Origin of the sequence: Rhodococcus sp. DK176 (assembly GCF_038447315.2) — a bacterium.
Lineage (GTDB): Bacteria > Actinomycetota > Actinomycetes > Mycobacteriales > Mycobacteriaceae > Rhodococcus_F > Rhodococcus_F jostii_A.
Map to the genome: position 1 here is coordinate 2890293 of NZ_CP118321.2, position 11251 is coordinate 2901543.

At 66.1% G+C, this 11251-nt stretch carries 10 protein-coding genes; 8 read left to right on the forward strand and 2 right to left on the reverse strand.

Features of this window, described 5'->3' with window-relative positions; all coding sequences use genetic code 11:
- Position 1 precedes the first annotated feature (1 nt).
- Entirely contained in the window at positions 2-883 is an 882-nt protein-coding gene (locus tag PSR88_RS13670) for a crotonase/enoyl-CoA hydratase family protein (protein WP_342338212.1), read from the forward strand.
- A 600-nt stretch (positions 884-1483) separates the two neighbouring features.
- Positions 1484-3271 carry an AMP-dependent synthetase/ligase gene (locus tag PSR88_RS13675; protein WP_016882416.1) on the forward strand — a complete coding sequence of 596 codons (1788 nt, stop codon included), beginning with the start codon at positions 1484-1486 and terminating at the stop codon, positions 3269-3271.
- A 253-nt stretch (positions 3272-3524) separates the two neighbouring features.
- Here the strand turns inward: PSR88_RS13675 and PSR88_RS13680 are convergent, their stop codons facing one another.
- On the reverse strand, positions 3525-3698 hold the full coding sequence (locus tag PSR88_RS13680; protein WP_157180160.1) for a hypothetical protein: 174 nt from the start codon (positions 3696-3698) through the stop codon (positions 3525-3527).
- Between the two features lie 638 nt (positions 3699-4336).
- On the opposite strand from PSR88_RS13680, the gene PSR88_RS13685 reads away from it, so the two are divergent.
- Entirely contained in the window at positions 4337-4828 is a 492-nt protein-coding gene (locus tag PSR88_RS13685; protein ID WP_016882414.1) for a tautomerase family protein, read from the forward strand.
- Between the two features lie 97 nt (positions 4829-4925).
- Complete coding sequence (locus PSR88_RS13690) at positions 4926-5843, forward strand: alpha/beta hydrolase (protein WP_016882413.1); 918 nt, start codon at positions 4926-4928, stop codon at positions 5841-5843.
- A gap of 239 nt (positions 5844-6082) precedes the next feature.
- Here PSR88_RS13690 and PSR88_RS13695 read toward each other — a convergent pair whose 3' ends face one another.
- Positions 6083-6700, reverse strand: a complete 618-nt coding sequence (locus PSR88_RS13695) for a TetR/AcrR family transcriptional regulator (RefSeq protein ID WP_016882412.1) — start codon at positions 6698-6700, stop codon at positions 6083-6085.
- 249 nt (positions 6701-6949) lie between these two features.
- On the opposite strand from PSR88_RS13695, the gene PSR88_RS13700 reads away from it, so the two are divergent.
- The 4 genes from PSR88_RS13700 (at position 6950) to PSR88_RS13715 (ending at position 11162) form a co-directional block, all read left to right on the forward strand.
- On the forward strand, positions 6950-7876 hold the full coding sequence (locus PSR88_RS13700) for an MBL fold metallo-hydrolase (protein ID WP_342338213.1): 927 nt from the start codon (positions 6950-6952) through the stop codon (positions 7874-7876).
- A 299-nt stretch (positions 7877-8175) separates the two neighbouring features.
- Positions 8176-8460 (forward strand): hypothetical protein, encoded by a 285-nt coding sequence (locus PSR88_RS13705; protein ID WP_016882410.1) that lies wholly within the window; start codon positions 8176-8178, stop codon positions 8458-8460.
- A 13-nt stretch (positions 8461-8473) separates the two neighbouring features.
- On the forward strand, positions 8474-9619 hold the full coding sequence (locus PSR88_RS13710; RefSeq protein ID WP_016882409.1) for an acyl-CoA dehydrogenase family protein: 1146 nt from the start codon (positions 8474-8476) through the stop codon (positions 9617-9619).
- A gap of 103 nt (positions 9620-9722) precedes the next feature.
- Entirely contained in the window at positions 9723-11162 is a 1440-nt protein-coding gene (locus tag PSR88_RS13715; protein ID WP_016882408.1) for an ISNCY family transposase, read from the forward strand.
- Positions 11163-11251 lie beyond the last annotated feature (89 nt).

Sequence of the window (11251 nt, forward strand, 5' to 3'; positions counted from 1 at the left end):
CATGGACTTCCAGACAATCCGGCACGACGTCAACGACGGCATCCTCACGATCACCCTGAACCGACCCGAACACCTCAACGCCTTCACCGTCACCATGGCCGAGGAACTCGAGCACTCCTTCCGCGCCGTCAACGACGACGACTCCGTCCGCGCCGTCATCGTCACCGGAGCCGGTCGCGCGTTCTGCGCCGGCATGGACCTCAGCGGCGAGGGCAACGTGTTCGGCCTCGACGAGCAACGCACACCAGGCCTGAGTGACATGGCCGACCTCGACGATCCGGCCATCGCCGCAGTCCGCGACACCGGCGGACGCTGCACACTCGCCATCCACGACTGCCGCAAACCCGTCATCGCCGCCCTCAACGGCCCAGCCGTGGGCATCGGCGCCACGATGACACTGGCAATGGACCGCCGACTGATGTCCACCTCCGCCCGAATCGGACTCGTCTTCGGCCGCATCGGCATCGTGCCCGAGGCCTGCTCGACCTGGTACCTACCCCGACTCGTCGGCCCCTCCGCAGCACTCGACCTGGTCCTGCGCGCCGACATCCTCGACGCCGAAACCGCACTGGCCGTCGGACTCGTCGACGAAATCCACCCCGGCGAGGACCTGCAAACCCAGGCCGCCGCAATCGCCGACGCCTGGACCCGGGACCGCTCCCCCGTCGCCGTGGCCCTGAGCCGACAAATGGTACGACGCAACGCCACCCTGACCCACCCCGACCAGGCCCACCGAATCGACTCACTCGCCATGTTCTGGACCAGCATCGGCGACGGCAAAGAAGGCGTCACCGCCTTCCTCGAGAAACGGAAACCCCACTTCCACGGACACGCCTCCGAGATGCCCGACTTCTACAACGACTGGATCGCCGACCAACCCTGACCCCCTGACGCCCACGACACCGAACCGACGCCCACGCGGTGCCCACCCACCTGAGTCCCGCCAAGTCGCCACAGAACCCAGGCTCGAAGACCCGGTCGCACAACCCTGAGACCCACAACGCACGGCCCGATCCCAGGGTGGTGGCCGCGGACCGGGACTCGGACCCAGACCATGTCACGGGCCTCCAGATCTTCCCCGGGATGACTTACCCGGCGTACTCATCGGCGCTGGTGCGCTCTCACCGGCGACCGCGCGCTGACTCGGCGCGCTCGGGGGCCTCCGTGGCGCACATCGGTGTGTAAGCAGAAGTGGGCACACTCGATGACAATCTAAGGACCGGCGTCCGAGATCGTCGAGAAGGTCGGCACCAACACCTGGTGGCGGGTTCATCGCCTGATAAATCATCGGATCCCGAATCCCGGCAGGCACCAAGGCGAAAGCTCCTCTTACCACTTGTACGGACCCGGCGTCGTTCTCCTCGCTTCAACGACAGGAGTGCGCTAGCGGTGCCGTCACCCCCTACTCGTCACGGTATTGACTCGGTAGTGATCGCTCTCTATCGTAGCGGCCGTGGCACTAAGCGAGAGGCAGACATCACACATGCAGGCAACCAGCACCGCCGACACATCTCCCGGTGAGGCGTTCGAACGCGCGCTGCACGCGAACACTGTGTGCGAGGCGTTCCAGATCACCGCGGCCGCCCGCGCGGACCAGGTTGCCGTGCGCACCGCCGATGACAGTGTCTCGCTGACGTTCGGCACTCTCGCCGAGCGGGTGCGGCGGGTCGCGGCCGGTCTCGCGGCCCTCGGCCTCGAGCGCGGGGACACGGTGGGCATCATGCTCACCAACCGGCCCGAGTTCCATCTGGTGGACCTCGCTGCCATGCACCTGGGCGCCCTTGCCTTCTCGATCTACAACACCTCGGCGCACGATCAGATCGAGTATCTCTTCGCTGACGCCGGTAACCGCATCGTGATCACCGAGCGTGCGTTCGTCGACCGGCTGACCGCCGTCCGCGACGGCGGCACCCCGATCGATCACCTCATCGTCGTCGACGGCGCACCGGACGGCACCCTGAGCCTCGAGGACGTGGAGGCCGGCGGCGACCCGTACTTCGACTTCGAGGCAGCCTGGTCGGCGGTCGGCCCCGACGACATCCTCACCCTGATCTACACCTCCGGCACCACGGGACCACCCAAGGGAGTCGAACTCACCCACCACAACATGATGACCAAGATCCGCGCCCTGCAGCAGATCTTGCCGGTCACGCCGGGTGGGCGCACCATCTCGTTCCTGCCCGCCGCGCACATCGGTGATCGGTGGAGCGGACACTATTCGCCGCTGGCGGTGTGGGGCTTCACCGTCACCACGTGCGCGGACGCGCGCAAGGTGATGGAGATCGCGCAGCAGCTTCGCCCGACGGTGTTCCTGCCGGTGCCGCGGATGTGGGAGAAGGCGAAGGCGGCCGTGGAGGCGGACATCGACGCCGACCCCAACGTAGCGCGCCGCACGCTGACGCGTTGGGCCATCGACACCGGGATCAAGAAAGCCCGCGCCGAGCAGGACGGCCGGTCCGTCGGTCCGATACTCGACCTGCAGGCGAAAATCGCCGACGCGCTCGTCGGCTCGAAGATCCGCCGGAAGCTGGGGCTGGATCAGTCCGAATGGTTCCTGACCGGATCGGCGCCCACCCCGCGCCATGTGTTCGAATTCTTCGCGGCCGTCGGGATCCCGATCTGCGAGCTGTGGGCCATGAGCGAGACGTCATGCGTCATGACCGTCAACCCGAAGGACCGCAACCGGGTGGGCACGGTCGGAGTGCCGATCCCCGGGCTCGAGGTCAAGCTCGCCCCCGACGGAGAGCTGCTCGTACGCAGCGAGACCGTCATGCGGGGCTACCGCAACAAGCCCGAGCAGACCGCTGAGGCCATCGATTCCGAGGGGTGGCTGCACACCGGTGACATCGGGACGATCGACGACGACGGCTACGTGCGGCTGGTGGACCGCAAGAAGGACATCATCATCAACTCGGCCGGCAAGAACATGTCGCCCGCGAACATCGAGACCTGGCTGAGGACCTCGAGCCCCCTGATCGGCCAGGCTGCGTGCATCGGCGACGGCCGGCCGTACAACGTCGCGCTGATCGCGCTCGACCCCGAGGGTGCCGCAGGGAAAGCGGCAGACGATCCCGCCACCATCGCCGAAATCGCGGCCGGCGTGGAGCACGCCAACAGCCACCTCTCCCGCGTCGAACAAATCAAGAAGTTCACGATCGTCGCCGAGCCGTGGCTACCAGGCAGCGACGAACTCACCCCCACCATGAAGATCAAACGCAGGAACGTCGTCACCAAGTACGCCACACAGATCGAGGAACTCTACGCGAAGTAACCATCGGACGAGCGCGGCGACAGCTCCCACAACCCCAACGGCGAAGCACGCGCCCCACTGAAGCGTGGCATGCACCGGGACGCGGATCACTGACCCGGCGAAGCGCCCGTCCTCAACGGGCCGACGGGTCCACTGCTGATCGTCGAGCAGGTCTTGGAGATCAGCTTCTACCGTGGGTGGAAGCAGTTCGTCGGAAACGACTGCAGCGCCCATACCAGTTGAGCTCCAACAGTTCCGCCTCGGTGCCATAGCGCTAGTAGCCGATCACGATCCGCACGATCGCCCAGCTCTTCTGCTCCGCGTGGCAGCCGTCGTACCCACTTCTCGGCCTTGGTGCGCATGCTGCGGTCCCCGCCAGCCCGGAGCGATTGTCGGTGACGGTCGGCGTCCCGGTGATCCCCGACGGTGTTTCCGTCGTCGTGGGCACCGGTCGATCCCGAAAAACCGACGCCGCGTCATCCCGGGCACCCAATTCAACACCAGCACACTGCTTTTAAGCAGTGTGCTCGGTCGGTGCACCAACGCCCTCGCGCTGATGTTTCCTGCATCCGGCAGCCAGACGGCGGGCGCTGGTGGCCGCCGACGTGTCTCACCGCAGCGCGGCGGTGTCGTTGTCGATGCGAGTGGAACGGTGCAGGATCGCCACCAGTTCGGGCAGAATCGAGGCTGGCCGCTTGCCGGCACACGTACCCGACACCGCTCGCTAGAACATCAGTGCCACATTCCCTTTCGGTTCATACCAATGTGCGCGACGGTCGGAGGTGTGACGATTTTCGCCGGCAGCGGGCTCTCCTGCACCTTGCGGGCAGTTACACGGGCCATCTGTGATGAAGTCAACGCAAATCATTGACAAGAGAGATTGCTCACTCTACTGTCGGGAATGTGCTGATGACGACTCCCGGTCAGACCCCACGAGGGAGCCTGACCGTCGACCCGATCACCGAATAGGCACACCGGCGCACCCCGCGCGATCCCGCTAAACGTTCACCACGGCGAAGAGTTCGAGGTCGGCGCCGCTGACGAACCGTTTGCATTTTTGGTCCACCAGATCACAAGGAGCACCCCATGCCGCTGTGGCAGCTGTTCACCCCGGAGAACGCCTACACCTCCGAAGAGAAGGCCGATATGGCCAGGAAGATCGTCGACCTCTACTCGTCCGACTTCTCGCAGGAGAACTTCGGCTTCGTGCTGCCGAAGTTCTACACCTCGGTGATCTTCCACGAGATCAAGGCCGAGTCGTTTTTCGTCGGCGGGGAGCCGCGCGACCAGTTCGTCCAGATCGAGGTCGTCCACATCGCCCGTACGGTCGAGACGTCCGCCGCCAAGTTGGGCATCACGCCCGAGGAGACCCTCCGGCGGTACTTCGAGCAGATGGACAATGTGCTGAAGCCGTACATCGCGGACCGGGGATACGAGCTGGAGTTCCACGCCGAGGCCGCGCCGTTCGAGACGTGGCGGATCGACGGCATGGTCCCGCCGGAGCCGTGGTCCGAGGACGAACTGCGCTGGGGCAAGGACAACAAGAGCTCGCCGTACGGGCAGTACGCGAGGGCCTGACCACCCAGCATGACCCGGGGTGCGTGCCGCGATGCGGCACGCACCCCGAACCATCCTGAGAAGCATTCACATGACGTTTACTGAAAGCGAGACGCCGATGCGTGAAGATATCGAGTTCGACGCTGAGGGTGTGACGCTGCGCGGCTGGTTCTACAAGCCCGAAGGCGTGTCCGGCGAAGTGCCGTGCGTGATCATGACGCACGGGTTCTCGTGCACCAAGGAAATGGGTCTCGAACCCTACGCCGAGGCGTTCAGCGCCGCGGGGCTCGCCTGCGTGGTCTACGACCACCGCGGGTTCGGGGCCTCGGACACCGCCCCGGGCAAGCCGCGGCAGGAGATCGACCCGTGGGACCAGGTCCGCGACTACCAGCACGCGATCACCTACGCGCAGGCCAGGCCCGATGTCGACGCCTCACGGATCGGGGTGTGGGGCTCGAGCTACGCGGGCGGCAACGCCTTCGTCGTCGCGGCGATCGACCGCCGCGTGAAGGCCGTATGCGGTCAGGTGCCGGCGGTCGCAGGGCGGCGCACCTTCGAGGCGAACGTGCCGAAGGAATTCTGGCAGGCCGCCTGGGACGGGCAGGCCGCCGATCGCCTCGCGCGAGCCCGAGGAGAGGCGCCCGCGATGATCCCGGTGGTCACCGCGGACCCGACGCAGCCGGCCGTCATGCCGACGCCCGATGCCTACGCGTTCTTCTCGGCCTACGAGGGCACCGCGTGGCGCAACGAGGTCACGCTACGCTCGACGGAGCTGGGCTACGAGGCCGGCGAGTTCCTCAAGTTCGTCGCTCCCACCCCGCTGCTCATGGTGATCGCCGAGGACGACAACGTTGTGACGCCGGGCGAGTGGGCCAAGGAGGCCTACGAGACCGCGGCGGAGCCCAAGCGTCTCGTCTCGATCCCCGGCGGCCACTTCGACGCGTATACCGGTCACAGCTTCGAGCTCTCCTCGGGCGCGGCACGCGACTGGTTCCTCGAACACCTGGCACAGAAGGTGGTCCCGGCACCGGTCTGAGATCGGGGTCTGTCATCGCGGCGATCTCACTTCGTTCCCCCAGCAAGGCGCGGGCACGAGGAGAGGTCGCCGCGATGCTGTCGGTGGTCGACGCCGAGCCGACCCCCGCGCTCCCCGCGGCGCACGCAACATCCCCTGCCCGACCCGGGGCCCGTACGCCGCGAGGGCGAACGTGCCCCGTTGCTGACGCGCCGGTGCGCAACAGTCCGGAGTGCCCGGCGACTACCTCCTGCTCCGGATCAGTCTGCTACCGCAGCAGCGCGTACGTCGTCGCCGGTCGAGGCGGCCGCCAGCGCGGCGTCGACCAGGGCCTCGGCAGCCGAGCGGGCGTACGTGGCACCCGAGGAATCCTGATACAGGGCCGCGGCCGCGGCCGCACCGTCCAGCAGCACCGTCAGCTGGATAGCGAGTCCCGCCGGATCAGGCACCCCGGCCTCGGCCGCGAGTTCGGCGAACCATTGTCGCCCCGCATCCTTGTAGCGGCGCGCGATCTTCGCGATCTCATGGTCCGGTGACGCCATCTCGACGGTCGCGTTGATGAAGGGACAGCCCCGGAACTCTCCCTTTTCGAGACCCTCGACGATGATGTCGAAGGTCGCCAGCATCTTCTCCCGCGGCGTGGACGCACGTCGCGCGAGCTCGCTGGCGACCTCCTCGGCATTACGCTCGCCGCGACGCTCGAGGTAGGCCGCGGCCAGCCCATCCTTCGACCCGAAGTGGCGGTACAGCGTCATGATCGGCGTCTGCGCCTCGTCCAGGATGCGGTTGATCCCCACAGCGCGGATGCCCTCCTTGAAGAAGAGATCATCCGCGGCCTTCAGGAGGCGATCTCGCGGTGAGATTTTCGTTGCTGTCATGCCACCATCTTAGCGAGCGAGCACTATCTCACACATAAAAGCGAGCGCTATATCACACATCGAATGTGTGAGGCGCACGCGTCGGGGCCCGTTGTCGTATGGGGCCGGGACCGTCCCAGGCGGTCCGGCTGGATCCGCGCCATGCTCTTGCCCTGCCATGTGGTAGAGATTACTCTCTCTTAGACGGCCTCGCCGACCCGACGCCCCCGCGAAGACGCGCTGCCCAACCCGCAACCCTGGAGGTACTCCGTGACCATCGATGCTCACTCACCTAGCGCAGGCTCAGGATCGTCGCCGGCTGCACCGCCGATCCGTGCGACGACCTACGTCGGCCGCTGGCCCCGGGTCCCGCATGATTGGCCCGAAATGCCCACCGGGACTTTCTCGCCGACCACCGCCACCATCGTGAGCGGCCCGACCGAGGCAGTTCTCATCGACGCCCAGTACCTCGAGGACGACGTCCGGGATCTCGGGGACCTGATCGAACGCACCGGGAAGACCCTCACCACGATCTACATCACGCATGCGCACCCCGATCACTACCTTGGCATCGGTCCCCTGATGGAGCGGTTCCCGGAGGCGAAGTGTGTCGCGCTGCCCCAGGTCGTCGAGGCCATGAAGGAAAACATGGAGGAACACCGTCAGCAGTGGGCGATGATGTTCGGCGACGCCTGCGTCGTCAGCGATGCGCTCCCCGACCCGATCGAGGGCGACACGCTGTACGTCGACGGCTCACCACTGAAGATCATCGAGGTCAAGCAGGCCGACATCCACCCGACCTCGATCGTGCACATCCCGGCGATCGATGCCGTGGTGGCCGGTGACGCCGTCTACAACGAGATCCACCCGATGCTCGGCCTGGCGACGCCCAAGGAGTGGCAGGACTGGCTCGAGACCGTGGACCTCGTAGAGAAGCTCAACCCTCGGATGATCGTCGCCGGCCACCGCCGGCCCGACGGCGACGATTACGCGACCGAGACCATGATCGCGCAGACCCGCGCCTACATCCAGGACTTCGCGGCCGCCTACGAGACCGCGAAGGGCGCCGAAGACCTCATCGACGCCATGTCGGCCAAGTACCCGGACCACGGAAATCTTTGGTCGCTGGAGTTCTCCGCCATGAGTGTCATCGCGCTTCGCGACGCGCAGAGCTCCGCAGCCGACCTCGTCCCGTGACGAATCACGCTCTCCCGACGTACCTGTAGGTGCCTGAAACGACCCACCCTCCGGTGCCCAAACAACCCATGTCGCTGCAGTGCTCACAGCCCAGCCGGTACGCCGATTGGGTACCGACGATCCACAACAGCCCACGTCCGTGTTCGACGCGCCGGCAAGAACGATAGCGAACCTGAACGGCGATCCGACTCGGGTAGTGCTCTTGCCGGTCGAGGGCAAGACGCCCTCGGCCGGGGCCGATGTGCACCTCTACGACGGACTCCTCCCGAGCAGGGGCCGCGTTGTGGAAACGATGTTCGATGCATCCGCTCGACGGCCTGCCGCTCGTCTTCGCCGCACACGACCTGACACCGCCCGCGGCGTTCGATATCGCGCTGACATCTCATCCCATCGTGCAGCCCGACGGCAGGATTCAGGCTGTCGAGACGGTGGCCGGCCTGACTCCATCCATGGGCGGCGGTTCACCGAGCCCTCGGGGTGTGGCGGCCCCGCCCGCGAATTGGTATGTCCGCGACCTGCGCAACGCCGTGCGCACCTTACTTACCGCCGGTCCGGTCCGGCGCATGACCGTCAACCACACCTGAAAGGTACTTCTAAATGCGGCGCAGTTTGTTCGATTCCGATCATGATGCGTTCCGGGATTCGGTACGCGAGTTCGTCAACCGTCATCTGGTGCCCAACGAGGAGAAGTTCATCGAGCAGCGCTACATCGATCGTGGGATCTGGCTCGAGGCCGGCGCCAACGGCTACCTGGGTTTGGAGGTTCCCGAACAGTACGGCGGTAGCGCCGCTGGCGACTACCGGTTCAATGCCGTACTCGGTGAAGAGCTAGCCCGCTCCAGCGCTGCCGCCGCATCGTCTTTCGGCATCCAATTCGACGTCGTCGCACCATATCTGGTCACCCTGACCACCGAGGAACAACGACAACGCTGGCTACCGAAATTTTGCACCGGCGAACTCATCACCGCCATCGCCATGACTGAACCGTCGGGCGGCTCGGACCTGGCCGGGTTGAAGACCACCGCCGTCAAAGACGGCGCTACCTGGGTTATCAACGGCTCTAAAACATTCATCACCAACGGCACCCAAGCTGATCTGATCATCGTGGCCACGCGCACGACACGGGAAAAGGGCTCCAAGGGCATCACCTTGTTCGCTGTGGACGCCGACACTGCCGGCTTCACCCGCGGTCGCAAACTCGACAAGGTCGGCCAACCCGAGTCCGATACCGCCGAACTGTTCTTCGAAGACGTCCGTGTCGACGACACGGCCATCATCGGCGAACTCGACCGCGGATTCATCCACATGATGAACCTGCTCCCCCAGGAACGCATCAGCGGCGCAGTCGCCTACCTCGCCCACACTCGCCGCATCCTCGAAGAAACCGTTACCTACGCCCAGGACCGCAAGGCCTTCGGTAAGACCATCGGCTCCATGCAATGGAATAAATTTCTGCTCGCCGAACTGGTTACCAAACTCGACGTCGCCCAGGCTCACGTCGACACCTGCGTGGCCGCCCACATCGCCGGCGAACTGACCGCCGTCGACGCCGCCAAGGCCAAGTGGTGGAGCTCCACCATCCAAAACGACATCCTCGACCACTGCGTACAAATCCACGGGGGCTACGGCTACATGAACGAATATCGCGTCGCCCGTGCTTGGAAGGACGCCCGCGTCACCAAGATCTGGGCGGGCTCCAACGAAATCATGCGCGAAGTCATCGGCCGCGATCTCGGCCTCTAACTACTTCGACCTGAAAAAGTCGGGGTGTGGCGGTGCGTGATCAGCCAGTCCTGGAACGGGAGAATGGCCTCAAACCCTTGGGCTAGAAGGGATCGAGGCGATCGTGTTCCGTACCGTAGGCGATCAACCGTCCTTGTTCGAGTCGGTGCTGCCGCTGGAGTTGCTCCGGCTCCCTGACGAGCTGGCTCGGATCGACGCGTTGCTGGATGATCCGGCGTTCTTCGCACCGTTCGTTCCGTACTTCGACCCGCGAATCGGTCGTCCGTCGACGCCGATGGAGACCTACCTGCGGTTGATGTTCCTCAAGTTCCGCTACCGACTCGGCTATGAGAGCCTGTGTCGCGAGGTGAGCGACTCGATCACCTGGCGGCGGTTCTGCCGGATTCCCTTGGACGGGTCGGTGCCGCACCCGACGACGTTGATGAAGCTGACGACCCGCTGTGGCGCGGCGGCGGTGGACGGGCTGAACGAGGCGCTGCTGGCCAAGGCGACCGAGGCCAAGGTGCTGCGCACCACCAAGTTGCGGGCCGACACGACGGTGGTGCCCAGCAACGTGTCCTACCCAACCGACTCCGGTTTGTTGGCCAAGGCAATCCGACGGATCACGTTCACGGGCAAGCGGATCCAGGCTGCCGGTGGAGCGACTCGCACCCGGGTGCGGGACCGGTCCCGTGCGGCGGGCAGGCGTGCGCACTCGATCGGTTTCAAGCTGCGGTCGCGCAGCGCCGCGGGCCGAGACGAGGCCCTGGCGGCGGTCCGGCACACGACCGGGGAGCTGGCCGACCTGGCCGAGACCGCCGCCACCGATGCCGAACGGCTGCTGGCCAACGCGAAACACGCGCTGCGCCGGGCGCGCGCCAAGGCCACAGCCCTGAAGGGGACGGGTGCGCACGACGGGGCCGCGGGCCGCCGGCGCGGACGCCTGGCCCGCGCCATCGACGACCTCGAGGACCTGGTCACCGCCACCCGGCAGATCACCGCGCAGACCCGACAGCGGTTGGCCGGGCAGACCCCGGACGGAGCGACCCGGCGGGTCAGCCTGCACGACCCCGACGCCCGGCCCATCGCCAAGGGACGGCTCGGCAAGCCCGTCGAGTTCGGCCACAAGACCCAGCTCGTCGAAGGCGACGACGGCGTGATCGTGGACCACAACGTCGAACGCGGCAACCCGGCCGACGCACCCCAATTGGCACCAGCTGTGGATCGGGTCCGCACACGCGCCGGGCACCCGCCACGCACGGTCACCGCCGACCGCGGCTACGGCGAGAAAGCCGTCGAAGACGACCTACGCGACCTCGGCGTGCGCCACGTCGTCATCCCCCGCAAGGGCAAACCCTCAGCTGACCGGCGAGCCGAGGAACACCGCCCAGCGTTCCGACGAACAATCAAGTGGCGCACCGGAGTCGAAGGCAGAATCAGCGCCCTCAAACGTGGATACGGCTGGGACCGCACCCGCATCGACAGCACCGAAGGCGCCAAGATCTGGGTCGGCCACGGGGTCCTGGCGCACAACCTGGTCAAGATCAGCACCCTGGCAGCGTGAAGGACGCGGATCGGGGGGACTTGCGGCCAACCCAATCCCGACCGGCCGGCCGGCCGGCCGAGAACAGCCGAATCATGCTCACCAAGGCG

Excerpts from the sequence above, each read along its gene's own strand:
- PSR88_RS13670 (WP_342338212.1), top strand. The coding sequence starts at position 2 with ATGGACTTCCAGACAATCCGGCACGACGTCAACGACGGCATCCTCACG.
- PSR88_RS13695 (WP_016882412.1), bottom strand. The coding sequence starts at position 6,700 with ATGACAGCAACGAAAATCTCACCGCGAGATCGCCTCCTGAAGGCCGCG.
- PSR88_RS13705 (WP_016882410.1), top strand. The coding sequence starts at position 8,176 with ATGCATCCGCTCGACGGCCTGCCGCTCGTCTTCGCCGCACACGACCTG.
- PSR88_RS13710 (WP_016882409.1), top strand. The coding sequence starts at position 8,474 with ATGCGGCGCAGTTTGTTCGATTCCGATCATGATGCGTTCCGGGATTCG.
- PSR88_RS13685 (WP_016882414.1), top strand. The coding sequence starts at position 4,337 with ATGCCGCTGTGGCAGCTGTTCACCCCGGAGAACGCCTACACCTCCGAA.
- PSR88_RS13675 (WP_016882416.1), top strand. The coding sequence starts at position 1,484 with ATGCAGGCAACCAGCACCGCCGACACATCTCCCGGTGAGGCGTTCGAA.
- PSR88_RS13690 (WP_016882413.1), top strand. The coding sequence starts at position 4,926 with ATGCGTGAAGATATCGAGTTCGACGCTGAGGGTGTGACGCTGCGCGGC.